Genomic DNA, 23,368 nt, shown 5'->3' with positions numbered 1-23,368 from the left:
CGTGGCACACTCGCGAGGATGGACTTTTCCGGGACGGGACTCAGAGGGCTGCGGGCCGCGTTGTTCAGCGCTGTCGTCGTGCTGCTCTCCTCCGGCTCGCACGTCCTGATGTCCCGGGTCCCGCTGCCTCCGGCGATGGTGGCCGGGGCCTTCGCGGGCGTGTTCGCGATCGCCTGGGCCCTCGCGGGCCGTGAGCGCGGCTTCGGCCCCATCGCGGGGCTGCTCGTACCGCTGGAGCTGGCCGCCGACACCGTCTTCACCGCCGGGCAGCACCTCTGCTACGGCCCGGCCGGTGGGCCGGTCGCGGGGCCGCTGCGCGCCATGGGCCTGGAGGAGCTCTGCGGGGGCACGCCGGTGGGCGGCCCGCTGGCCGAGGTGACCGGGCCCGCCGCCGGTACGGCCGCGCTGCTGGCCTCGCCCGGCCCGTACACGCCGTGGCTGCTGCTCGGCGCCCATGTCTCGGTGGGGCTGCTCGCCGCCGCCTGGCTGCACCACGGTGAGCGGGCGCTGGGCCGGCTGCTGCGGGCGGTGGCCGCCTTCGCGTTCCGGCCGCTGCGGATGGCGGCGGCCGCGCTGGCGGGGGCCCGTCGGCCGGCACGGCGGGCGCGGCGGCCGGTCCCGGCGGGAGCCGGGGCCCGTACGCGCTTCCCCGCGCACTCCGTGGGACGGCGGGGACCTCCCGTGCTCGGTGCGCTCGCGCGCGCCTGACGCACGTACGGCAGTCCCTTCCCCACGTCACACACCACGGAGATCATGATGAGTTCACGCAACAGCCAGGCGAACAAGGCGGCGGCCCGCGAGCGGCTTCGGGCCGAGCGCGCGGCGCAGGCCAAGAAGGACAAGATCCGTCGACAGGTCATAGTCGGCGTCGGGGTCGTGGCCGCGCTGGGCCTGGCCGGCGGTATCGCCTACGGGGTCATGAAGGCCAACGAGCCCGACTACTGGGAGAAGGCCGCCAAGGCCGAGCTGGTCAAGCCCAAGAACACCTCGGGTGACGACGGCACCACGGTCGTCGTCGGCAAGGCCGACGCGAAGAAGACCCTGGAGCTGTACGAGGACTCGCGCTGCCCGGCGTGCGCCTCCTTCGAGCAGGCCGCGGGCGAGCAGATCAAGACGGACGTCGAGGCGGGCAAGTACAAGCTCCAGTACGTCGGCGCCACCTTCATCGACAACGCGGTCAAGGGCGAGGGCTCGAAGAACGCGCTGAGCGCGCTGGGCGCCGCGCTGAACGTCAGCCCGGAGGCCTTCCTGGAGTTCAAGGGAGCGCTGTACTCGAAGGAGCAGCACCCCGAGGAGACCGTCGACAGCTTCGCCAAGGACGACTACCTGCTGAAGGTCGCGGACACCGTTCCGGCGCTCAAGGGCAACGCCGAGTTCAAGAAGGCCGTCGAGGACGGCACCTACGACCGGTGGGCGCTGGAGATGTCGAAGGTCTTCGACAACTCCGGGGTGAAGGGCACGCCGACCTTGAAGATGGACGGCAAGAAGATCGACACCCCGCAGACGGCGGAGGCGTTCACGGCCGCGATCGACAAGGCCCTGCAGGGCTGATCCGGGACGTTCCGGGACACGGCCTCCCTTCCGGCAGCACCGGCGAGCGGGCGAACTCCGAGAGTTCGCCCGCTCGTTGCATTCCGACATCTGTTCCCAGGGGTGTACCCGTCGGTAATGTGATGGTCCGTGACCAGTCATCTCACCCCTCACCCCGCCGCGTCGACCCCCCGCCGCCGTACTGTCGTCCTCGCCGCGGCCGCCACCGCCACACTGGCCCCCCTCGCCACGCTGGGCGCCGGAACCGCCCATGCGGCGGGCAGCGCCCCCGCCTTCCTGCACGGCGTCGCCTCGGGCGATCCGCTGCCCGACGGCGTCCTGCTGTGGACGCGCGTCACCCCCTCCCCCGAGGCCGTCCCCGGATCCGGTATCGGCCCCACCGTCCAGGTCGGCTGGGAGGTGGCCGCCGACCAGGCCTTCTCCCGCGTCGTCGGCTCAGGGACCGTCACGGCCGGCGCCGCCTCGGACCACACGGTCAAAGTGGACGTGCGGGGGCTCCGGCCGCAGACGCCGTACTGGTACCGCTTCACCGCCGGCTCGGCGGTCTCCCCCGTGGGGCGCACCCTGACCACCCCCGCCCACGGCGTGACGACCCCGGGAGTCCGCTTCGGCGTGGTCTCCTGCGCCAACTGGGAGTCCGGCTACTTCTCCGCCTACCGCCACCTGGCCGCCCGCACGGACCTGCACGCGATCCTGCACCTGGGCGACTACATCTACGAGTACCAGTCCGGGGGTTACCCGGAGGCGAAGTACACCGTGCGCCAGCACGAGCCGAAGCACGAGATCGTCTCGCTGGCCGATTACCGCACCCGGCACGGCACGTACAAGACGGACGCGGACCTCCAGGCCATGCACCAGGCACACCCGGTCATCGCCATCTGGGACGACCACGAGTTCGCGAACGACATGTGGGCCGGCGGCGCCGAGAACCACACCCCGGGGGCCGAGGGCGACTGGACCGCCCGCGCCGAGGCCGCCAAGCAGGCCTACTTCGAGTGGATGCCGGTACGGAGCTCCACCGCGGGCACCGTCTACCGCAGGCTCCGCTTCGGCACCCTCGCCGACCTGCACCTGCTCGACCTGCGCTCCTTCCGTTCGCAGCAGGCCAAGGTGGGCAGCGGATCGGTGGACGACCCGGAGCGGACCATCACCGGGCGCGCCCAACTGGACTGGCTCAAGGCGGGCCTCGCCGGCTCCGACGCGACCTGGAAGCTGGTCGGCACCTCGGTGATGATCTCGCCGGTGGCCTTCGGCTCGCTGCCCGCACACCTGCTGGGGCCGTTCACCAAGCTGCTCGGGCTGCCCGAGGGCGGCATCGCGATCAACGTGGACCAGTGGGACGGGTACACGGACGACCGCAAGGAGCTGCTGGGCCACCTGAAGGAACGGAACATCCGGAACACGGTGTTCCTGACCGGCGACATCCACATGGCCTGGGCGAACGAGGTGCCGATGAACATGGCCACCTATCCGGGCTCGGGCACGGCGGCGACGGAGTTCGTCGTCACGTCGGTGACCTCCGACAACCTCGACGACATCCTGCACGTGCTGCCGAACACGGTCTCGCTGGTGGCCGAAACCGCCATCAAGGCTGCCAACTGGCACACGAAGTGGCTCGACATGGACGCGCACGGCTACGGCGTGCTGGACGTGACGCCGGAGCGCTCGCAGATGGACTACTACGTCATATCCGACAAGCGCCGGCCGGACGCGACGTCCGCATGGTCCCGCTCCTACCGGACCCTGAACGGGACCCAGAAGGTCGAGCGGTCCTACCACCCCGTTCGCTGATCTCCTGAACGACCGTCAATTCTTCTGCCACAAGGGGCATCTGGTACATACCAGGTGCCCCTTGTGCGTTCGAAGCAACAAATCTTTTACGCAAGACCCTTGACCTGAATATGTCATGCACACATAAGCTTCGCGCCAGCTGAAGAAGATCCTTCAGGCCACCACCCCCCACCACCCCCCACTCGCGAGGAGCACACGTGCGCGCGTCCGCCCGCATATCCCCCCTTCTCCGCCGCCGCCTGATGGGCACGGCTGTCCTGGCCGGAACCCTGGCCTTCACCCCGCTCGCCGCCCCCACCACGCTCGCGGCCGCCAAGAGCCCCGCCGAGGTGTGCGCCGACGGGGCAGCCGCCCCCGCCAACGCCCGCGTGACCCGCGCCCACGACGAGCGCGCGGACGAGCCGAACGAGCTCACTGACGCGCAGGCCAAGGCCATGGACTCCGACCTCAAGTCGAAGCTGGACAAGGCCCTCAAGAACCAGCCGCAGCGCAGCCTGGCCGCGGCCGAGGCCGTGGTGAACATCCCCGTGTACTTCCACGTCGTCCACTCCGGCACCGCCGGCAAGCTCACGTCCACGGACGTCAGTAACCAGCTCTCCGTCCTCAACGCGGCCTACGGTGGCCAGGGCAGCGGCAACGTCAACACGAACTTCCAGTTCACCCTGGCGTCGACCGACTACACGGACAACGCCTCCTGGTACAACCTGGCCTCCGGCTCCCAGGCCGAGAAGGACATGAAGAACACCCTGCGCAAGGGCGGCCCGGGCGCGCTCAACTTCTACACCGCCAAGCTCTCCGGCGGCCTCCTGGGCTGGGCGACCTTCCCGACCTCCTACGCCTCCAACCCCACGATGGACGGCGTGGTCGTGCTCGACAGCTCGCTGCCGGGCGGCTCCTCCGCCAACTACAACGAGGGCGACACCGCCACCCACGAGGTCGGCCACTGGCTCGGGCTCTACCACACCTTCCAGGGCGGCTGTAACGGCAACGGCGACTACGTCTCCGACACCCCGGCCGAGAAGAGCGCCGCGTACGAGTGCCCGACCGGGCGCGACAGCTGCACCAAGAAGTCGGGTGCGGACCCGATCCACAACTTCATGGACTACACCTACGACTCCTGCATGTACCAGTTCACCGCCGGCCAGGTGGCCCGCATGAGCAGCAGCTGGACCGCCTACCGGGCGGGCTGACCCCAGCGACGGGGAGGGCCCGGTCCGGCATCCGCCGGACCGGGCCCTCCCGCGTGTCCCCGCCTACCGTCCCCCGCGCGGCTACAGGCTGTCGAGGAAGCCGATCGCGGCCGTCCATGCCTGCCCCGCAGCCTCGGCGTCGAAGTCGTCGAGGTCCGGGTCGGTGAACAGGTGCCCGGCGCCCGGGTAGCTGTGGACCTCCACGTCCGCGCCGGCCCGCTGCATCCGCAGGTACCAGGCCGTCAGCCAGTCGTGCGGCTCGAAGGGGTCCGGGTCCGCGATGTGCAGCTGCACCGGAAGCCCGTCCACCGACGCACCGTCCTCCAGGTCGGCCGTCCCGTGCAGCAGGAGCAGCCCGCGCGCCTTCTCGTCGGCCAGCGCCAGGTGCTGGGCGAGGGAACCGCCGAAGGAGAAGCCCGCGTACACCAGGCCCGCGTCGGAGTGGGGGGCCGCGGCCAGCACGGCCCGCTTCAACAACTCGTCACGGCCGATCTCGTCCTGGTGGGCCATGCCCTCCTCGACGGTCTCGAAGGTGCGCCCCTCGAAGAGGTCCGGTACCTGGACCTGGTGACCGGCCGCGCGCAGCCGGTCGGCCGCCGCGTGCACCGCGGGCCGCAGCCCGTACGTCGAATGGAAAAGCACGATGTTCATGCCTCCATCGTGCCAGCCGTCGCAGGCGCCGGTGCGCCGGCGCTTCCCGCTACGTTCATCCCCATGGAGACGGAGAACTTCGTGCGCCCGGTGGCGGTCGTCGGCGGCGTGCTGGTCGCCACCCTGATCGCGGGCCGGCTGCTCGACCTGCTGCTGCGCCGGGCAGACGCCCGGCATCCGGAGACCCCGCTGTGGGACCTGCTGCGCCGCTGCCGGCTCCCCTTCCAGGTGGTGCTGTGCACCTCCCTGCTCAGGGGCTCCTACCGCCGGGCGGGCCTGCTGCCCGACCATCCCGTCGGCGTCGGCCGCTTCCTCGCGCTGGTGCTCATCGCCGCGGTGGCCTGGCTGGCGGTGCGCATCGCGACGGCCGCCGTCGACTCCGCGTACGCGCGCTACGCCGCGGCGACCGAGGACGAGGCCCGGGTCCGCCGGGTGCGCACCCAGGTCACACTGATCCACCGGGCGGTCACGGCGGTCGTCGTCGTGGTCGCCGTCGCGGCGATGCTGCTGACCTTCCCCCCGATGCGTGCGGCCGGCGCCTCGCTCCTGGCCTCCGCGGGCGTCCTCGGCATCGTGGCCGGCATCGCCGCCCAGTCCTCACTGAGCAACCTCTTCGCCGGGCTCCAGATCGCCTTCGGCGACACGGTCCGCATCGGTGACACGGTCGTGGTCGACGAGGAGTGGGGCCGGGTCGAGGAGATCACCCTGACCTTCCTGACCGTCCGCACCTGGGACGAACGCCGCATCACGATGCCTGTGTCGTATTTCACGAGCAAACCGTACGAGAACTGGTCGCGCGGAGGTGCCCAGATGACCGGGACGGTCTTCTGGCACCTCGACCACCGCGCACCCCTGGACCTGATGCGGGAGCGGTTCCGGCAGATCCTCGCGAGCCTGCCCGAGTGGGACGGCCGCGGCGGTGGCCTCGCCGTGACGGACACCACACCGCACACCGTCCAGGTCCGCGGCGTGGTGACCGCCAAGGACGCCGACGACCTCTGGACCCTGCGCTGCGCGGTCCGCGAACAGCTGATCACCTGGCTGGCGGCCCACCATCCCTACGCCCTCCCGCGCGTCGCGACCTCCCCGGCGCCCCCTGCCCCGGAGACCCCGGACCGGCCCTAGGGGGCGCGCAGGCTGCGCACGTCGAGGTGGCGCAGCACCCGGTCGACGACCTCCGGGTCGGAGCCTGGTTCGCTGCGGGCGGCCAGCACCTCGTGGCGGGCGGCCGACATCATCTCCCGCTGGATCCGCTGGATGTCGTGGAGCCGCTGCACCCGCTGCGCGTACGCCTCGCGCCGCTCCTCGTCCACCATGTCCGGGCTGATCCTGGCCCCCACGTCGTACGCGCGCCGGCTCAGCTGCTCGATCAGGTCCTCCGGCAGCTCCTCGACCTCCTCGATCTCCTTCAGCCGGCGCCTGGCGGCCTTGGCGGCGCGGATCGCCAGGTGCCGCTCGGCGTCCCGCCGCGCGTCGGTGTCCTCCTCCACGCCCAGGCGCCGCACCAGCCACGGCAGGGTGAGCCCCTGGCACACCAGCGTCACCATGATCACCGCGAAGGCGATGAAGACGATCTCGTCGCGCGCGGGGAAGGGCTCGCCCGCGTCCGTCTCCAGGGGGATGGCCAGGGCCAGGGCGACCGAGGCCACCCCGCGCATGCCCGCCCACCACATCACGACGCTCTCCCGCCAGCTCAGCGGGATCTCCTCGTCATAGTCGCGCCGCCGGTGCAGTTTCTGCGCCAGCCAGCCCGCCGGCAGCAGCCATACCAGCCGTACCCCGACGACCACCGCGACGACGACAGCAGCCCATCCCGCCATCTCCCACTCGCGGTCGTGGGCCGTCCCGAAGACGTTGTGCAGCTCCAACCCGATGAGCCCGAAGGCCACGCCGGTGACCAGCGTGTCCACCACCTCCCAGAAGGTGTGCCCGGCCAGACGCCCCAGCACGTCGTCGGCGTCGGAGGCGTACTCGGCGAGGAACAGGGCCGTGGTCAGCACGGCCAGCACCCCGGACCCGTGGAGCTCCTCGGCGACCGTGTACGACACGAAGGGCACGAGCAGTGTCAGGCCGATCTGGAGGGTGGCGTCGCCGAGCCGGCCCATCAGGCGGTGGGCGGTCCAGCCCAGTCCGAGGCCGACCGCCACGGCGACGACGGCGGACAGCACGAACTCCCCGAGCGCGTCGGGCCAGGAGAAGCCGCCGCTGACGGCCGCCGCGACCGCCACGTGGTAGAGCACGATCGCCGTGACGTCGTTGAAGAGCCCCTCGCCCTCCAGGATCGAGACCATGCGGCGGGGCAGCCCGAGCGATCCGGCGACGGCGGTGGCGGCCACCGGGTCGGGCGGCGCGACGAGCGCACCGAGCGCGACGGCGGCGGCGAGCGGCAGCGCGGGCACCACGGAATGGGCGACGGCGGCCACGGCGGCCGTCGTGACGAAGACCAGGGCCACGGCCAGCAGCAGGATGGGCCGCACGTTGGCGGCGAACTGGCGCCACGAGGTCCGTTGCACGGAGGCGTACAGCAGGGGCGGCAGCACCAGCGGCAGGATGAACTCGGGCGGTACCTCGACCTCCGGCACGGCCGGCACGAGCGCGAGGACCACCCCGCCGAGCGTCATCAGGACCGGGGCGGGCAGTCCCAGCCGGTCCCCGAGCGGCACCATGACCACGGCCCCGAGCAGGAGCACGAACAGCAGAGCAAGCTGATCCACTCCCCCACCCTGCCAGTCCGCCGCGCCCGGCCCCGGCGGTCGCGGCCGCGGTCGCGTGTCGGGTGCCGGGCCGCCCCTCGGGGGCCGTGCGCCGGGCCGCTACTCGCTCTCGGCGCGGATCACGTCGAGGGCGTGCTGGAGGTCCGCCGGGTAGGTGCTCTCGAACTCCACCCACTGCCCGTCCGCCGGGTGCTCGAAGCCCAGCCGGACCGCGTGCAGCCACTGGCGGGTGAGCCCGAGCCGCTTGGCGACGGTCGGGTCGGCGCCGTAGGTCAGGTCGCCGACGCACGGGTGGCGGTGCGCGGACATGTGCACGCGGATCTGGTGCGTACGCCCCGTCTCCAGCTTGATGTCCAGCAGCGAGGCGGCGCGGAAGGCCTCGATCAGGTCGTAGTGGGTGACGGAGGCCTTGCCGTCCTGGGTCACCGCCCACTTGTAGTCCGCGCTCGGGTGGCGGCCGATCGGCGCGTCGATCGTGCCGCTCATCGGGTCCGGGTGGCCCTGGACCAGTGCGTGGTAGCGCTTGTCCACGACCCGCTCGCGGAACTGGTTCTTCAGCGAGGTGTAGGCACGCTCCGACTTGGCGACGGCCATCAGACCGGACGTGCCGACGTCGAGGCGGTGCACGATGCCCTGGCGCTCGGACGCGCCCGAAGTGGAGATGCGGTAGCCCGCGGCGGCGAGGCCACCGATGACGGTGGTGCCGGTCCAGCCGGGGCTCGGGTGGGCGGCGACGCCCACCGGCTTCATGACGACGACGACGTCGTCGTCATCATGGATGATCTCCATGCCCGGGACCGGCTCGGCCACGACCTCGACCGGCCGCGGGGGCGCCGGCATCTCGACCTCCAGCCAGGCGCCGCCGTGCACGCGCTCGGACTTCCCGACGACGCTGCCGTCGACCGACACCTTCCCCTCGGCCGCGAGCTCGGCCGCCTTGGTCCGGGAGAAACCGAACATACGGGCGATGGCGGCGTCGACGCGCTCGCCTTCGAGGCCATCGGGAACGGGCAGGGTGCGGATCTCGGGAATCGTACTCACCCGTCGAGTATGCAGGACTCGGCGGACGGGCCGTCCCGCGATCAGCGCATCGGTCAGTCCTTGTGGACGGTGCCGTCCGGGTCCAGGCCCTTGAACGACAGCAGCACGATGAGGATGCCGCCGCACACGATCGCCGAGTCGGCGATGTTGAAGACGGCGAAGTGGGCCGGGGCGATGAAGTCGACGACCGCCCCGCGGAACACACCCGGCGAACGGAAGATCCGGTCGGTGAGGTTGCCCAGCGCGCCGCCCAGCAGCAGACCGAGGGCGATCGCCCACGGCAGGCTGTAGAGCTTGCGGGCCAGCCGCACGATCACGACGATCACAGCCGCGGCGATAGCGGTGAAGATGATGGTGAAGGCCTCGCCGAAGCCGAAGGCGGCGCCCGGGTTGCGGACCGCCTCGAACTTCAACAGGTCCCCGATGATCTCGATCGGCGGCTGGTGCTCCAGCTTCGCCACGACCAGCATCTTGGTGCCGAGGTCCAGCAGGTAGGCGAGCACCGCGACGACGAGCAGTGCCGCGATCCGCCGACGCCCCTTGGGCGCGGCCGACTCCGGCCGGGCGCCGTCCCCGACGTCCCCGACCTCCGGCGTACCGATGATGCGCTCCGCCTCTGCCACGTGAGTCCCTCGAACTAGCCGACCCAGGCTCCTCCTGGACCCTGACCAGACGAGGGTACGTCAGGGCCCAGGCAGACCGCCTGCCCCGCCTCCCGCCTTCCCGTCACCCGCCGGCGCGGCGCCCGGTGCCGCGCCGGCGACGCCCGGTCACGGACCTAGTGGCGCCGTTCCTGCTTCTGCTTGCAGTCCACGCACAGCGTGGCCCGCGGGAAGGCCTGCATCCTGGCCTTGCCGATGGGCTTCCCGCAGTTCTCGCAGAGCCCGTAGGTGCCCGCCTCCAGCCGTTCCAGGGCCCGCTCGGTCTGCTCCAGCATCGAAGTGGCGTTGGCCGCGAGCGCGAGCTCCGACTCCCGCGTGATGTTCTTGGTGCCCGTGTCGGCCTGGTCGTCCCCGGCGCCGTCGCCCGAGTCGCGCATCAGGCCGGAAATGGCCACTTCGGAGGCGTCGAGCTCGGCGCGCAGCCGCAGCACCTCGGACGCCAGCTCCGCGCGGGCCCCCTCGACCTCCTCGGGCGTCCACGGGTCCTCCCCGGGCCGTACGGCGAGGTCACCTGGGGCGGCGGGCGCCGTGACCCGGGTCTTGGGGAGCCCGCTCGTGGCGGCCGCGGCCGTCTTCCGCGCCGCACCGGTGCTCTTCTTGGCAACCACGTTCGGGACTCCAGTCTTCTCGGCGGCGTGCGCCGCCCCCTCGGCCGCGGCCTTCCTGGCCGTGGCCGTCCGCTTCGGGACGGCGGCCGTCTTCTTCCCGGCCGCCGCCTTCTTCCCGGCCGCGGCCGCCTTCCCGGCGGACGTCGCCTTCCCGGCCGGAGCCTTCTCGGCCGCGGCCGTCTTCTTCGCCGATGCCTTCTTCGCCGGAGCCTTCTTCGCCGGAGCCTTCGTGGCGGCCGTCGTACGCGCCGCCGTCGCCTTCTCGGCGGGCGCCGGGTCCCCGGAGACCGCTGTCTTCTTCGCCACCATGGCCGCGGCCCCTTCACATACTGTGATATTGCTCGCGAATCGTGCCGGAACGATAAATCGGCTCCGCCCCCGCGGCAACGGGGCACGCATCCGTCGAGGTCAACCTGCATCCGTTGTGCCCATCCGGAGCCCCGGTAATCCGCCGCTGCCGGCCCGCCGTCGTGCCGCTGCGGCACGTTGGCCCGTTCGGGTCACTCCCGGCACCGCCCCGGCTCCTCCTCCGCACCCCCGCCACGCCGAGACCACGGGGCCCCACGGGGCCCCCGAAAACCGGTCTGCCGAGCACGGCCCGCACCCGTACACTGGGCCCAGCGAAAGGCATGGACGGGGACGAGTAGCGTCGGACGCAGCCAGGAGCGACCCGGGGACGGTGAGAGCCCGGGGGCGAGCGCGACGTGAAGGATCACCCCTGAGCCGCCGGAAGAAAGCCACGGGTCCCCCGCAGGGCTAGTAGAACCGGCTTCGCACCCCAATGAGGGGGCCACCGGATCCGTCCGGCGGCCAAGGAGGGTGGTACCGCGGGAGCAGCAGTCGGCTCTCGTCCCTCCGGACGGAAGTGACAACCCGCCGGAGGAAGAGTTCAGCCTCATGACCACACCGCCGCAGTACCGCCCGGTACCCGCCCAGGTCGACCTGCCTGCCCTTGAGCACGCGGTCCTCGACTTCTGGCGCGAGAGCAAGACCTTCGCCAAGACCCTGGAGCAGTCCGAGGGCCGCCCCGAGTGGGTCTTCTACGAGGGCCCGCCCACCGCGAACGGCATGCCCGGCGCGCACCACATCGAGGCCCGCGTCTTCAAGGACGTCTTCCCCCGCTTCCGCACGATGCGCGGCTACCACGTGGCCCGCAAGGCCGGCTGGGACTGCCACGGCCTGCCCGTCGAGCTCGCCGTCGAGAAGGAGCTGGGCTTCAACGGCAAGCAGGACATCGAGGCCTACGGCATCGCCGAGTTCAACGCCAAGTGCCGCGAGTCCGTGACCCGCCACACCGACGCGTTCGCCGAGCTCACGACCCGCATGGGCTACTGGGTCGACCTCGACGACGCCTACCGGACCATGGACCCCGAGTACGTCGAGTCCGTGTGGTGGTCGCTGAAGGAGATCTTCAACAAGGGTCTGCTGACCCAGGACCACCGCGTCGCCCCCTGGTGCCCCCGCTGCGGCACCGGCCTGTCCGACCACGAGCTGGCCCAGGGCTACGAGACGGTCGTCGACCCCTCCGTCTACGTCCGCTTCCCGCTGACCTCCGGCCCGCTCGCGGGCGAGGCGGCGCTGCTGGTCTGGACGACCACGCCGTGGACCCTGGTGTCGAACACCGCGGTGGCCGCGCACCCCGAGGTCACGTACGTCGTCGCCCGCCGTACCGACGGTGAGGGCACCGAGAAGCTCGTCGTCGCCCAGCCGCTGCTGGAGAAGGCGCTCGGCGAGGGCTGGGAGGCCACCGGCGAGTCCTTCACCGGCAAGGAGATGGAGCGCTGGACCTACGAGCGCCCCTTCGAGCTGATCGAGTTCCCGGCCCCGGCCCACTACGTGGTGAACGCCGAGTACGTCACGACCGAGGACGGCACCGGTCTGGTCCACCAGTCCCCCGCCTTCGGCGCGGACGACCTCGCGGTCTGCCGCTCGTACGGCCTGCCCGTCGTGAACCCGGTCCGCCCCGACGGCACCTTCGAGGAGGACGTCCCCCTGGTGGGTGGCGTCTTCTTCAAGAAGGCCGACGAGAAGCTGACCGCCGACCTCGACGCGCGCGGCCGGCTCTTCAAGCACATCGCCTACGAGCACAGCTACCCGCACTGCTGGCGCTGCCACACGGCCCTGCTCTACTACGCGCAGCCGTCCTGGTACATCCGCACCACCGCCGTCAAGGACGCGATGCTGCGGGAGAACGAGAAGACCAACTGGTTCCCGGACTCCGTCAAGCAGGGCCGCTTCGGCGACTGGCTGAACAACAACATCGACTGGGCGCTCTCCCGCAACCGTTACTGGGGCACCCCGCTGCCGATCTGGCGCTGCGAGGAGAACCACCTGACCTGCGTCGGCTCGCGCGCCGAGCTGTCCGAGCTGTCCGGCCGGGACCACTCGGACCTGGACCCGCACCGCCCGTACATCGACGACGTCACCTTCACCTGCACCCACGAGGGGTGCTCCCTCGAAGCGGTCCGGGTGCCGGAGGTCATCGACGCCTGGTACGACTCGGGCTCGATGCCGTTCGCTCAGTGGGGCTACCCCTACAAGAACAAGGAGATCTTCGAGAAGCGCTATCCGGCGCAGTTCATCTCGGAGGCCATCGACCAGACGCGCGGCTGGTTCTACACGCTGATGGCGGTCGGCACCCTCGTCTTCGACAAGTCGTCCTACGAGAACGTGGTCTGCCTCGGCCACATCCTCGCCGAGGACGGCCGCAAGATGTCCAAGCACCTGGGCAACATCCTCCAGCCGATCCCGCTCATGGACCAGCACGGCGCGGACGCGGTCCGCTGGTTCATGGCGGCCGGCGGCTCCCCGTGGGCGGCCCGCCGGGTGGGGCACGGCACGATCCAGGAGGTCGTCCGCAAGACGCTCCTCACCTACTGGAACACGGTCGCCTTCCAGGCTCTGTACGCCCGTACGTCGAACTGGGCGCCCTCGGCGTCCGACCCGGCCCCGGCGGACCGCACGGTCCTCGACCGCTGGCTCCTCTCCGAGCTCCACGCCCTCGTCCGCGAGGTCACGGAGGCGATGGAGGCCTACGACACCCAGCGCGCGGGCAAGCTCCTCTCCGCCTTCGTGGACGACCTGTCCAACTGGTACGTCCGCCGCTCGCGCCGCCGCTTCTGGCAGGGCGACGCGGCGGCGCTGCGCACCCTGCACGACGTGGTCGAGACGGTCACCCGGCTGATGGCGCCGCTGACCCCGTTCATCACGGAGCGGGTCTGGCAGGACATGGTGGTCCCGGTCACTGCGGACGCCCCCGAGTCGGTGCACCTGTCGACGTGGCCGACCGCGGACCCGGCGTCGATCGACCCCGCCCTGTCGCAGCAGATGCAGCTCGTACGCCGCCTCGTCGAGCTCGGCCGGGCGACCCGCGCGGAGTCGGGCGTGAAGACCCGCCAGCCGCTCTCGCGGGCGCTGGTCGGCGCGGTGGGCTTCGATGCGCTCTCCCCCGAGCTCCAGGCCCAGATCACGGAGGAGCTGAACGTCTCCTCCCTGGCCTCGCTCTCGGAGGTCGGCGGGTCCCTGGTGGACACCACGGCGAAGGCGAACTTCCGCGCGCTGGGCAAGCGCTTCGGCAAGGGCGTCCAGGACGTGGCGAAGGCGGTGGCCGCGGCCGACGCGGCGGCGCTGTCGCTGGCGCTGCGGTCCGGCTCCGCCGAGGTCGAGGTGAACGGGGAGTCGGTCTCCCTCTCCCCGGAGGAGGTCATCATCACCGAGACCCCGCGCGAGGGCTGGTCGGTGGCGTCCGACTCGGGCGCGACGGTGGCCCTGGACCTGGAGATCACCCCGGAGCTGCGGCTGGCGGGCCTGGCCCGTGACGCGATCCGCCTGATCCAGGAGGCCCGGAAGAACTCCGGCCTCGACGTGGCGGACCGGATCGCGCTGCGCTGGTCCGCCTCGGACCCGGAGGTCGTGACGGCCCTGACGGACCACGCCGGCCTCATCGCGGAGGAGGTGCTCGCCACGGACTTCGCGTCCGGCGACGCCGACGCCGCCTACGGCGAGCCTTTCGCGGACGAGCCCCTGGGCCTGACGTTCCGCCTGCGCAAGGCGTAGCCCGCTCCGCGGCGGCCCGCACCCCCTCCCCCACCCGGGGCGGGGGTGCGGGCCGCCGCCGTTTCCCGGACTCCGTCCGGACCCGGTCGCCGGGGCTCTCCCTGCTGCCGCCGGAAGGCGGCCCGGGACCGGCCGGAGGGGCAGGCCCGCCGGGGTGCGAGGCGCGGGGTCCCGGGGCGGAGCGCCCGCGGCTGCGGCTGCGGCTGCGGCTGCGGCCGGGTACGGAAACGGGCCGGGCCCGGTGCCCCCGAAGGGGAACCGGGCCCGGCCCGTGACTGCCGACTGCGCGGCGGCGCCTAGTTGTCGTCCTCGTCGATCAGGAAGCCGCGCATCGGCGACGGCGCCTGCATCGGCTGCGGTGCGGCCGGCCGCACCGGAGCCATCGGCTGGGTCATCGCCGGGGACATCTGCTGCTGGCCGCCGTACGACGGACCGGCACCCATCGGGGAGGGACCGCCCATGGACGGACCGCCCATGGAGTGGCCCATCGCGCCGGCCGGAGCCATCGAGGGCGACGGCGACGGGGGCAGCGCCGGACCGGCCGGGTTGCGCGGCGGGGCCAGGGAGTCGTCCGCCTGGGTCTCCAGCTGGCGCAGCTGCGACTCGAGGTAGGACTTCAGCCGCGTGCGGTACTCACGCTCGAAGCCCCGCAGGTCCTCGACCTTGCGCTCCAGCGTGGCGCGGGCGGACTCCAGGGAGCCCATCGCGACGCGGTGCTTCTCCTGGGCGTCCCGCTCCAGTGCGTCGGCCTTGGCGCGGGCGTCCCGCTCCAGGCCCTCGGCGCGCGACCGGGCCTCGCCGACGATCTTGTTGGCCTCGGAGCGGGCCTCCGCGATCGCCTGGTCGGCGGTCTGCTGCGCCAGCGACAGGACGCGGGCGGCGCTGTCGCCACCGGGGCCCTGCTGCGGGAGCTGCGGCTGCTGCATCTGCTGCATGGGCTGGCCCATGGGCTGCATCTGCTGACCCATCGGCTGCATCTGCTGACCCATGGGCTGCATCTGCTGGCCGAGCGGGTTCTGGCCGCCCATCGACTGCTGCTGGCCCATGGGCTGCTGGCCCATGCCCTGCGGTCCGCCCATGGGGTGCTGCTGCATGGGACCGCCCATGGGGCCGCCCATCGGGCCGGGGCCCTGCTGGCCCTGGCCGCCGGGGCCCGGCGGGAGCTGCGGGGCGCCACCCGGCAGCTGGGGCGGGCCCATCTGCGGGTTCTGCTGCTGCGGCGGGCCGGATATGGCCGCGGGCACGGGGGCGCCGGGGCCGCGCTGGTCCTGGGGCTCGGGCTTGCGCATGCCCTGCTGCTGCTGGCTCTGCGCGGCGGCACGCGTGGCGGCGGCCAGCTTGGCGCGCAGGTCCTCGTTCTCGCGCAGCAGGCGCGTCAGTTCGGACTCGACCTCGTCGAGGAAGGCATCGACCTCGTCCTCGTCATAGCCTTCTCGGAGGCGGACGGTCGTGAACTGCTTGTTCCGCACGTCCTCGGGAGTCAGCGGCATGTCTTCTTCACCTCTACGTAGTCGTCGGCAGTCGGCAAGACCGTATCGGGACCGTCCCCGCGCGTGCGGGGAAGCTCATCGTTCACACGCTTCTCGCAGCGGTGCTCACGAAGCTGATGAGGATGTAAACGATGATCATCAGAACGAAGAAGGACAGGTCGAGTGCCACGCCGCCGAGACGCAACGGCGGAATGAACCGCCGAAGGAGCTTGAGCGGTGGATCGGTGACAGTGTAGGTGGCCTCCAGAACGACCACCATCGCCTTGCCGGGTGTCCATGAACGTGCGAACTGGAACACGTAGTCCATGACCAGTCGGAAGATCAGCACGATCAGGAAGCACATCAGCACGACGTAGACCACCTGCAGCGCGATGCCCATCCCGTGCTTCCCTCTCCCCGTTTTCCGATCTGTTCCCGGTCCCGTATCTGACGGATCGGTCTAGCTTTGGTTGAAGAACCCGCCCTCCGCGATGCGGGCCTTGTCCTCCGCCGTGACATCGACGTTAGCAGGCGACAGCAGGAACACCTTCTGTGTCACGCGTTCAATGCTGCCGTGCAGACCGAACACGAGTCCGGCGGCGAAGTCCACGAGACGCTTCGCGTCCGTGTCGTCCATCTCCGTGAGATTCATGATCACCGGAGTGCCCTCACGGAAGTGTTCCCCGATGGTACGGGCCTCGTTGTAGGTCCGGGGGTGCAGTGTCGTGATGCGGTACGGCTCCCGCTCGGAGACGACCTTGGGCATGATCACGGGGGCGTTCTTCTCCAGGTTCGTGCGATCAGGTGTGATGGATGCCACGGGGGCAATTCGCGCAGGACGTCCGCTTTCCGCCGGGATTGGGATGGGTTCCCGCTGCGCCGGAGGCTGTACGGCTCGTACCGGTTCGTCCGATACGGGCGACTGGTGCACGGGCTGCTGTCGGCGATCCCGCTCCCGAGCCCGCTCCATCTCCGGCTCGGGCTCGAACTCGTCGTCGGGGTCGTACCCCGGGTTGTCGTACCGGTCGTCCTCCACGAGGCCGAGGTAGACCGCCATCTTGCGCATCGCGCCGGCCATTCTCCGAGTCCTCCGCTCTGTGGTGGATCGCCCTGTCGCAGGTGCCGCCGTGTCACGAATGTCACCAACTGCCCGCGATCCACGTGGTCTGCCCGCTCATCGGCGGGAATGACCATATTTTCTGCTGTGGTCCGACTTTCTTCGCGACGTTACCCGAGCCGGGGTCTCGCGCCGAGTACCGCAGTGCCGACGCGTACATGTGTCGCACCGGCCGCAACGGCCTGTTCCAGGTCTGCGCTCATCCCGGCCGACACCATCGTGGCAGTCGGATGGTCCGCGCGCAGCTGGGATGACAATTCCACCAGCCGCTCGAAGGCGGCCTGTTCGCGTCCCGCGTAGTGGCCGGACAGCGGTGCGACGGTCATCAGTCCGTCGATCCGCAGCCCCGGCGCCCCGGCGACGAGGTCCGCCAACTCCGCGAGCTGCTCGGGCGAGGCACCGCCCCGACTCCCCCGCTCACCCGACTCGGCGTCGAGGGCGATCTGGACGAGACAGCCGATCTCGCGTCCGGCGCCCGTCGCGGCCGCCGAGAGGGCGGTCACGAGCCGGGCCCGGTCGACCGACTGCACCACGTGCGCGTACCGCGCCACGGAACGGACCTTGTTGGTCTGCAGTTGACCGACGAAGTGCCAGCTGAGCGGCAGATCCACGCAGGCCGCGGCTTTGGGGGCGGCGTCCTGGTCACGGTTCTCCGCAACGTGGCGGACGCCCAGCTCCGCCAGCAGGCGCACGTCGCTCGCGGGGTAGGTCTTGGTGACCACGATGAGGGTCACCTCCTCGCGCCGGCGGCCCGCCGCCGCACAGGCGGACGCGATGCGCCCCTCCACCCGCGCCAGGTTCTCGGCGAGCTCCGACTTACGATCCGTCATTCTTCTTTTCCCCCGGGGGTCCGGGGGTCTCCCCCCGGGAAAGCTCCGTCAACCAGACATAACCCGCAAGTCGCCCGGTCACCCGGTCACGGCGGTACGAGAAGTGGTCCCGCGACTCCAGTGTGCAGACCGGGGAACGGTCGCCGTTCACCACCCCCGCCTCCGCGAGCTGGGCGTGCACCCCCGCGACCACGTCCACCGCCGGCGTTCCCCAACTGGTCTCGGCCCGGGCGGCGGGCACCGCCTCGGCCACCGCCTCCCGCATCTGGGCCGGCACCTCGTAACAGCGCCCGCAGACCGCAGGTCCGGTGCGGGCGACGATCCGCCCGGGCTCGGCGCCGAGGGAGACCATCGCCTCCACCGCCGCCGGCACCACCCCGGCGACCAGTCCGGGCCGTCCGGCATGGGCGGCCGCGACGACTCCGGCGACGGGGTCCGCCAGCAGGACCGGCGTGCAGTCGGCGGTGAGCACGGCGAGGGCGAGCCCCCGACGGGCGGTCACCACCGCGTCCACGGCCGGAATACCGGCGTCTCCCCAAGGGCCGTCGACCACCGCCACGTCCCGGCCGTGGACCTGGTTCATCCAGACCACCCGGTCCGGGTCGAGGCCCAGCGACCGCGCCGCCAGGGCCCGGTTCGCGAGAACGGCGGCCGGGTCGTCGCCGACCGCGCCGCCGAGGTTGAGCTCTTCGTACGGAACGGCGCTCACTCCGCCCCACCGGTCGGTGAAGGCGAAGTGGGCGCCGCCCACGTGGTGCTGCTCGGGTGTCACTTCAAGAAGTCCGGGACATCCAGTTCCTCGGCCGGGCTGTCCTGGTACGGCCGGGCCGTGGGGACCTGCGGCGCGGGGGCCTGGACCTCGACCGGGGCCGGCTCGGCGGGGGCCGGGGGCTCCTCGCGCGGCGGGACCGTACCGAGTCCACCGAAGGCCGGGCGGACCGGCTCGGGGGCGCGGACCGGGGCCGGGGCGGGCTCTTCCCGCTTGGTGGACGCGGCGCCGATGACGTTGTCCCGGCGGGCCGGGGGCTGTCCGCCGTCGAATCCGGCCGCGATGACGGTGACCCGTACCTCGTCGCCGAGCGCGTCGTCGATGACAGCCCCGAAGATGATGTTCGCCTCGGGGTGCGCGGCCTCGCTCACCAGCTGCGCGGCCTCGTTGATCTCGAAGAGACCGAGGTCGGAGCCGCCGGAGATGGAGAGCAGCACGCCGCGGGCGCCGTCGATGGACGCCTCCAGCAGCGGGGAGGAGATCGCCATCTCGGCCGCGGCCACCGCGCGGTCGTCGCCGCGGGCCGAGCCGATGCCCATCAGGGCCGAGCCCGCCTCGGACATCACGGACTTGACGTCGGCGAAGTCGAGGTTGATCAGACCCGGGGTGGTGATGAGGTCGGTGATGCCCTGGACGCCCGAGAGCAGGACCTGGTCCGCCGACTTGAAGGCGTCCAGGACGCTGACCTGGCGGTCCGAGATGGACAGCAGGCGGTCGTTGGGGATGACGATGAGGGTGTCGACCTCTTCGCGGAGTTCGGCGATGCCGTCCTCCGCCTGGTTCGCGCGACGCCGGCCCTCGAAGGTGAACGGCCGGGTGACCACACCGATCGTCAGGGCGCCCAGCGAGCGCGCGATGTTGGCGACGACGGGTGCGCCGCCGGTGCCGGTGCCGCCGCCCTCACCGGCGGTGACGAAGACCATGTCGGCCCCCTTGAGGACCTCCTCGATCTCCTCGCGGTGGTCCTCTGCCGCCTTGCGACCGACGGCCGGGTTCGCTCCGGCGCCGAGGCCCCGGGTGAGTTCACGGCCGACGTCGAGCTTGACGTCGGCGTCGCTCATCAACAGCGCTTGGGCGTCGGTGTTGATGGCGATGAACTCGACGCCCTTGAGACCGACCTCGATCATTCGGTTGATGGCATTGACACCACCGCCGCCGACACCGATGACCTTGATGACTGCGAGGTAGTTCTGCGGTGCTGCCACGTCGAAGGCCTCTCGCCTCGAGTTACGTGTCGCCGCCTCGCGGGCCTGCGTTGCGACGACTGATGCCGAAATAGGGACGGTCCGAACGCGCCGACCCGAACCCTCACCCTGAAGTTTAGGGTTAGGGGTGTGTCTGTTCCTTGGACTCTTCCGAACAGGACACTAAGTCGACAAGTAGCGCGTGTTCAACGAACACGCCGAACCTCCCGTTTTTCTTTTCACCCTATGTGATCACCCGTATCGCTGGCCAACCAGGGTGCGCCGCTGTTCGACCTGACGTCAACTCCCGGCCGCCGCAGGGGCGGTGGGGACGCTCACGTCGAAGTGGACGGCCTTCGGAGCGGCTTTCAGCAAAGCGGTCAGTGCGCGCCCCTTCGCGTCGCTCTGTTCGCCGCTGCCCCACCGCACGGACCGGCCCCCGGCCAGCTCCAGCACGATCGAATCGTAGGAACCCACCGTGACCTGCACGGTTTCCCTGGCGATCGGCGCCGGGAGGGATCCGGCGACCAGCACGGCCTCGTGCAGCAGCCGCTCTTCGTCGAAGCGGCGGGCGCTCGGGGAGCCCGCCGCGTTCAATTCGAGGACCGGAACACCCCCGGGTGCTTTCGGAACCGTGTCGAAGCGCACACCCGATGCGTCCACTTCCACGAAGTTGACGTCCTTTTTGATGAGCAGGACCGGTTTGCGTTCGGTCACCTTCAGTCCGATTCCGTGCGGCCAGGCCCGCACCGCATCGACCGATTCGATGCGGGGCAGACGCCCCCGGACACGGCTCTCGATCTCGTCCGTGTCGACGCTCACGAGGGGGGCGCCGACCGGGACGGCCGCGGCGGCGAGCACCTGCTCGGAGGTGAGGACCTCCGTGCCGGTGGCGGTGACCCTCTCGACACGGAGCCAGGAGGACCCGTAGAGGACCCAGGTGCCACCGGAGACGAGGAGGACCGCGGCGGCCAGGGACGCCAGCACAGGACCCCGGCGCAGGTGTCTGCCGGGGCCCCGTGGGGCGGCCTTCTTCGCGGCCTTCGCGAACTTCGGGGGCTTGGGGGGCTTCGGAGGCTTCGGGGACCTGGGAGAGCCGGCGCCCTTGCGGGGCGACCGGCCGGGCCCGTCGGAAGACGGTGTTCCGCGCTGTGCGGTCGTCGCTCCGGCCACTCCTGTGCCTCCTGCGTCCGTGTGCTCCCGCGTCAGCGGGCTCGGTGGGCTGCGATCGCCTCGTACACCATGCCGACCAGCAGCTCGTCGGCATCCCTGCGGCCGAACTCACCGGCCGCGCGGGACATCTCGTACAGGCGGTGCGGATCGGACAGCACCGGGAGGACCTCGCCGAGCACCCAGTCGGGCGTCAGCTCCGCGTCGTCCACGAGCAGGCCGCCGCCGGCCTTGACCACCGGCTGGGCGTTGAGCCGCTGTTCGCCGTTGCCGATCGGCAGCGGGACGTAGGCGGCGGGCAGCCCGACGGCGGACAGCTCGGCGACGGTCATCGCTCCCGCACGACACAGCATCATGTCGGCTGCGGCGTACGCGAGATCCATCCGGTCCAGGTACGGTACCGGCACATAGGGCGGCATCCCGGGCATGTTGTCGACACGCGGCAGTTCGTTCTTCGGCCCGACGGCGTGCAGGATCTGCACGCCGGAGCGCTGGAGGGTCGGAGCGACCTGCTGGATCGCCTCGTTGAGGCGCCGGGCGCCCTGCGAGCCGCCGGAAACCAGCAGGGTGGGCAGGTTGGGGTCCAGGCCGAAGGCGGCGCGCGCCTCGGGTCGTACGGCAGCCCGGTCGAGGGTGGAGATGGAGCGGCGGAGCGGGATGCCCACGTAGCGGGCGCCGCGCAGCTTGCTGTCGGGCGTGGAGACGGCGACGGCGTGCGCGTAGCGGGAGCCGATCTTGTTGGCCAGCCCGGGCCGGGCGTTGGCCTCGTGGACGATGATCGGCACGCCGAGCCGCTTGGCCGCGAGGTAGCCGGGCAGAGCCACGTAGCCGCCGAAGCCGACGACGCAGTCGGCCTTGGTGCGCAGGAGGATCTCCTCCGCGGCCTTGATGGTGCCGCGCAGCCGTCCGGGGACGGTGATCAGCTCGGGCGTGGGCTTGCGGGGCAGCGGCACGGCGGGGATCAGCCCGAGTTCGTAGCCGCGCTCCGGCACCAGGCGGGTCTCCAGTCCGCGCTCGGTCCCCAGGGCGGTGATGCCCACTGAAGGGTCCTGCCTGCGCAGGGCGTCCGCGAGGGCGAGCGCCGGCTCGATGTGGCCGGCGGTCCCCCCACCGGCGAGTACGACATGCACCGAATTTCACCGCTCTCCGGACGGCCGCTTCTTGACGCGCCGTCTCATCGACTTCCATCTCACCCCGGTCCGCCTCCAGCCGTTCTTCGGCTGGCGCATCGCGAGGGCCGCGCGCGCGGCCGGCTCCTCCCGCGCGAAGGCGATGAGCAGTCCGACCGCGAACATGGTCGGCAGCAGGGCGGACCCTCCGTAGGAGAACAACGGGAGGGGGACTCCGGCGATCGGCAGCAGGCCGAGCACCGCACCGATGTTGATCACGGCCTGGGCCGTGATCCAGGTGGTCACGCCTCCCGCGGCAAACCGTACGAAGGAGTCCTCCGTGCGTCCGGCCACGCGGATACCCGCATAGCCTAGAGCCGCGAACAGGGCCAGCACCGACAGCGTCCCCGCCAGTCCCAGTTCCTCCCCCGTGATGGCGAAGATGAAGTCGGTGTGGGCTTCGGGTAGTTGACCCCATTTTTCCACGCTTGCACCCAAGCCGGAACCGAACCAGCCGCCCGACGCGAGGGCGTAGATGCCGTGTACGGCCTGCCAGCAAAGGTCGTTCTTGCCCGGTTCTGTCGCGCCGAGGCACTCCAGCCGGTCCATCCGGTGCGGGCTGGTCTTGATGAGCAGTGCGACGATCGCACCCGCGAAGGCCAGCACTCCGACGAACATCCGCGTCGGGGCGCCCGCGAGCCAGAGCAGACCGAACAGGATGGCGCCGAGGATCATCGCGGTGCCCATGTCCCCGCCCAGCATGATGAGCCCGAGCAGCAGGAAGGCCACCGGGACCAGCGGCACCAGCAGGTGCTTCCACTGGCTCAACAGGCCCCGGTCGCCCTTGCGGGCCAGCAGGTCGGCACCCCACAGGATCAGCGCCAGCTTGCCGAACTCACTGGGCTGCAGCATGAACGGGCCGCCGAGGGAGATCCAGTTCTGGTTGCCGTTGATCGACACCCCTATCCCGGGCACCTGGACCAGGACCATCAGGAAGAGCGTCCCGGCGAGCACCGGATACGACAGCGCCCGGTGCAGCTTCACCGGCATCCTGGTGGCGACCAGCAGCAGCACCGCGCCGATGAGGGCGGCCAGGAACTGCTTCTTGAAGAAGTACGCGTCGCCCAGGCCCAGCTGGAGGGCCTTGATCATGGAAGCGGAGTACACCATCACCAGACCGAGCACGGTGATGAGCAGGGAGCTGCCGAAAATCAGGTAATAGGCCGTGAGGGGGCGGTCCCACGCCTTGCGCAACTGCTGCTGCGTGTGCCGGAGACCGGCCAGCGGCCCGCGCCCGGCGGGCCGCCCGGGGCGCCCCGGGCGCTTCACGCTCATGCCGGGGCGCTTGCGGCCCTGCGCCTTCACGGCGGACGGCCGCCGCCCCGGCAGCATCTGCTTGGCCGGCATCTGTGATCTTCCCCTCCACTCGTACGAGGCGAGCATCCGGCCGGAGGGA

At 71.2% G+C, this 23,368-nt stretch carries 20 protein-coding genes; 6 read left to right on the top strand and 14 right to left on the bottom strand.

All coding sequences use genetic code 11. The annotated features are described in order from the left end of the window. The first annotated feature begins 18 nt into the window (after positions 1 to 18). The 4 genes from AW27_RS25230 to AW27_RS25215 all read left to right on the top strand — a co-directional run bounded on the left by AW27_RS25230 (position 19) and on the right by AW27_RS25215 (position 4,532). Complete coding sequence (locus tag AW27_RS25230; protein WP_037926846.1) at positions 19 to 708, top strand: hypothetical protein; 690 nt, start codon at positions 19 to 21, stop codon at positions 706 to 708. Positions 709 to 756: 48 nt separating this feature from the next. Beyond that, positions 757 to 1,551, top strand: coding sequence for a DsbA family protein (locus AW27_RS25225; protein ID WP_037926849.1), 795 nt, complete (start codon positions 757 to 759; stop codon positions 1,549 to 1,551). A gap of 129 nt (positions 1,552 to 1,680) precedes the next feature. Next, positions 1,681 to 3,342 (top strand): alkaline phosphatase D family protein, encoded by a 1,662-nt coding sequence (locus AW27_RS25220; protein WP_037926851.1) that lies wholly within the window; start codon positions 1,681 to 1,683, stop codon positions 3,340 to 3,342. A 242-nt stretch (positions 3,343 to 3,584) separates the two neighbouring features. After that, positions 3,585 to 4,532 (top strand): zinc metalloprotease, encoded by a 948-nt coding sequence (locus AW27_RS25215; protein ID WP_037927581.1) that lies wholly within the window; start codon positions 3,585 to 3,587, stop codon positions 4,530 to 4,532. An 81-nt stretch (positions 4,533 to 4,613) separates the two neighbouring features. Here AW27_RS25215 and AW27_RS25210 read toward each other — a convergent pair whose 3' ends face one another. Beyond that, the gene (locus AW27_RS25210) at positions 4,614 to 5,183 is read right to left on the bottom strand and encodes a dienelactone hydrolase family protein (RefSeq protein ID WP_037926856.1); all 570 of its coding nucleotides are present in this window, start codon (positions 5,181 to 5,183) and stop codon (positions 4,614 to 4,616) included. 63 nt (positions 5,184 to 5,246) lie between these two features. On the opposite strand from AW27_RS25210, the gene AW27_RS25205 reads away from it, so the two are divergent. Then, positions 5,247 to 6,308 (top strand): mechanosensitive ion channel family protein, encoded by a 1,062-nt coding sequence (locus AW27_RS25205; RefSeq protein ID WP_052031197.1) that lies wholly within the window; start codon positions 5,247 to 5,249, stop codon positions 6,306 to 6,308. On the opposite strand, the gene AW27_RS25200 is transcribed toward AW27_RS25205, so the two are convergent. From AW27_RS25200 to AW27_RS25185, 4 genes are all read right to left on the bottom strand, one after another. After that, the gene (locus AW27_RS25200) at positions 6,305 to 7,897 is read right to left on the bottom strand and encodes a Na+/H+ antiporter (RefSeq protein WP_037926858.1); all 1,593 of its coding nucleotides are present in this window, start codon (positions 7,895 to 7,897) and stop codon (positions 6,305 to 6,307) included. The genes AW27_RS25205 and AW27_RS25200 overlap by 4 nt on opposite strands. 99 nt (positions 7,898 to 7,996) lie before the next feature. After that, positions 7,997 to 8,938 (bottom strand): RluA family pseudouridine synthase, encoded by a 942-nt coding sequence (locus AW27_RS25195; RefSeq protein WP_037926860.1) that lies wholly within the window; start codon positions 8,936 to 8,938, stop codon positions 7,997 to 7,999. Positions 8,939 to 8,991: 53 nt separating this feature from the next. Further along, the gene (gene lspA / locus AW27_RS25190) at positions 8,992 to 9,561 is read right to left on the bottom strand and encodes a signal peptidase II (RefSeq protein ID WP_037926863.1); all 570 of its coding nucleotides are present in this window, start codon (positions 9,559 to 9,561) and stop codon (positions 8,992 to 8,994) included. Positions 9,562 to 9,716: 155 nt separating this feature from the next. Further along, positions 9,717 to 10,517, bottom strand: coding sequence for a TraR/DksA family transcriptional regulator (locus AW27_RS25185; protein WP_037926866.1), 801 nt, complete (start codon positions 10,515 to 10,517; stop codon positions 9,717 to 9,719). Positions 10,518 to 11,105: 588 nt separating this feature from the next. Between AW27_RS25185 and ileS the strand changes: the two genes are divergently transcribed. Then, positions 11,106 to 14,264: an isoleucine--tRNA ligase gene (gene ileS, locus AW27_RS25180; protein WP_037927590.1), complete on the top strand. Its 3,159-nt coding sequence runs from the start codon at positions 11,106 to 11,108 to the stop codon at positions 14,262 to 14,264. Positions 14,265 to 14,560: 296 nt separating this feature from the next. On the opposite strand, the gene AW27_RS25175 is transcribed toward ileS, so the two are convergent. The 9 genes from AW27_RS25175 to ftsW all read right to left on the bottom strand — a co-directional run bounded on the left by AW27_RS25175 (position 14,561) and on the right by ftsW (position 23,319). After that, positions 14,561 to 15,754 (bottom strand): DivIVA domain-containing protein, encoded by a 1,194-nt coding sequence (locus AW27_RS25175; protein ID WP_037926869.1) that lies wholly within the window; start codon positions 15,752 to 15,754, stop codon positions 14,561 to 14,563. Between the two features lie 82 nt (positions 15,755 to 15,836). Then, entirely contained in the window at positions 15,837 to 16,133 is a 297-nt protein-coding gene (locus tag AW27_RS25170; protein ID WP_030664053.1) for a YggT family protein, read from the bottom strand. A 60-nt stretch (positions 16,134 to 16,193) separates the two neighbouring features. Then, positions 16,194 to 16,811 (bottom strand): cell division protein SepF, encoded by a 618-nt coding sequence (locus AW27_RS25165; RefSeq protein ID WP_037926873.1) that lies wholly within the window; start codon positions 16,809 to 16,811, stop codon positions 16,194 to 16,196. 149 nt (positions 16,812 to 16,960) lie between these two features. Then, entirely contained in the window at positions 16,961 to 17,680 is a 720-nt protein-coding gene (locus AW27_RS25160; protein WP_037926875.1) for a YggS family pyridoxal phosphate-dependent enzyme, read from the bottom strand. Next, complete coding sequence (gene pgeF, locus AW27_RS25155) at positions 17,667 to 18,431, bottom strand: peptidoglycan editing factor PgeF (protein ID WP_037927593.1); 765 nt, start codon at positions 18,429 to 18,431, stop codon at positions 17,667 to 17,669. Before pgeF ends, AW27_RS25160 begins: the two co-directional genes overlap by 14 nt. A 17-nt stretch (positions 18,432 to 18,448) precedes the next feature. Further along, positions 18,449 to 19,654, bottom strand: a complete 1,206-nt coding sequence (ftsZ, locus tag AW27_RS25150) for a cell division protein FtsZ (protein ID WP_037926877.1) — start codon at positions 19,652 to 19,654, stop codon at positions 18,449 to 18,451. A 279-nt stretch (positions 19,655 to 19,933) separates the two neighbouring features. After that, positions 19,934 to 20,806, bottom strand: a complete 873-nt coding sequence (locus AW27_RS25145) for a cell division protein FtsQ/DivIB (RefSeq protein ID WP_063890639.1) — start codon at positions 20,804 to 20,806, stop codon at positions 19,934 to 19,936. A gap of 32 nt (positions 20,807 to 20,838) precedes the next feature. Continuing rightward, positions 20,839 to 21,933, bottom strand: coding sequence for an undecaprenyldiphospho-muramoylpentapeptide beta-N-acetylglucosaminyltransferase (murG, locus tag AW27_RS25140; RefSeq protein ID WP_037926882.1), 1,095 nt, complete (start codon positions 21,931 to 21,933; stop codon positions 20,839 to 20,841). 6 nt (positions 21,934 to 21,939) lie between these two features. After that, positions 21,940 to 23,319, bottom strand: coding sequence for a putative lipid II flippase FtsW (gene ftsW, locus AW27_RS25135; protein WP_037926884.1), 1,380 nt, complete (start codon positions 23,317 to 23,319; stop codon positions 21,940 to 21,942). Positions 23,320 to 23,368 lie beyond the last annotated feature (49 nt).

The organism is Streptomyces sp. PCS3-D2 (assembly GCF_000612545.2).
In the GTDB taxonomy this organism is placed as follows: domain Bacteria; phylum Actinomycetota; class Actinomycetes; order Streptomycetales; family Streptomycetaceae; genus Streptomyces.
Note: the sequence above shows the minus strand (reverse complement) of the source record. Positions and strands in the feature narration are given on the sequence as shown.

What these genes read in the sequence shown, in the direction of transcription:
- ileS (WP_037927590.1), top strand. Translation starts at nt 11,106, where the DNA reads ATGACCACACCGCCGCAGTACCGCCCGGTACCCGCCCAGGTCGACCTG.
- AW27_RS25205 (WP_052031197.1), top strand. Translation starts at nt 5,247, where the DNA reads ATGGAGACGGAGAACTTCGTGCGCCCGGTGGCGGTCGTCGGCGGCGTG.
- ftsW (WP_037926884.1), bottom strand. Translation starts at nt 23,319, where the DNA reads ATGCCGGCCAAGCAGATGCTGCCGGGGCGGCGGCCGTCCGCCGTGAAG.
- AW27_RS25215 (WP_037927581.1), top strand. Translation starts at nt 3,585, where the DNA reads ATGGGCACGGCTGTCCTGGCCGGAACCCTGGCCTTCACCCCGCTCGCC.
- AW27_RS25160 (WP_037926875.1), bottom strand. Translation starts at nt 17,680, where the DNA reads ATGACGGATCGTAAGTCGGAGCTCGCCGAGAACCTGGCGCGGGTGGAG.
- AW27_RS25185 (WP_037926866.1), bottom strand. Translation starts at nt 10,517, where the DNA reads ATGGTGGCGAAGAAGACAGCGGTCTCCGGGGACCCGGCGCCCGCCGAG.
- AW27_RS25165 (WP_037926873.1), bottom strand. Translation starts at nt 16,811, where the DNA reads ATGGCCGGCGCGATGCGCAAGATGGCGGTCTACCTCGGCCTCGTGGAG.
- AW27_RS25170 (WP_030664053.1), bottom strand. Translation starts at nt 16,133, where the DNA reads ATGGGCATCGCGCTGCAGGTGGTCTACGTCGTGCTGATGTGCTTCCTG.
- AW27_RS25225 (WP_037926849.1), top strand. Translation starts at nt 757, where the DNA reads ATGAGTTCACGCAACAGCCAGGCGAACAAGGCGGCGGCCCGCGAGCGG.
- AW27_RS25230 (WP_037926846.1), top strand. Translation starts at nt 19, where the DNA reads ATGGACTTTTCCGGGACGGGACTCAGAGGGCTGCGGGCCGCGTTGTTC.
- AW27_RS25175 (WP_037926869.1), bottom strand. Translation starts at nt 15,754, where the DNA reads ATGCCGCTGACTCCCGAGGACGTGCGGAACAAGCAGTTCACGACCGTC.
- AW27_RS25210 (WP_037926856.1), bottom strand. Translation starts at nt 5,183, where the DNA reads ATGAACATCGTGCTTTTCCATTCGACGTACGGGCTGCGGCCCGCGGTG.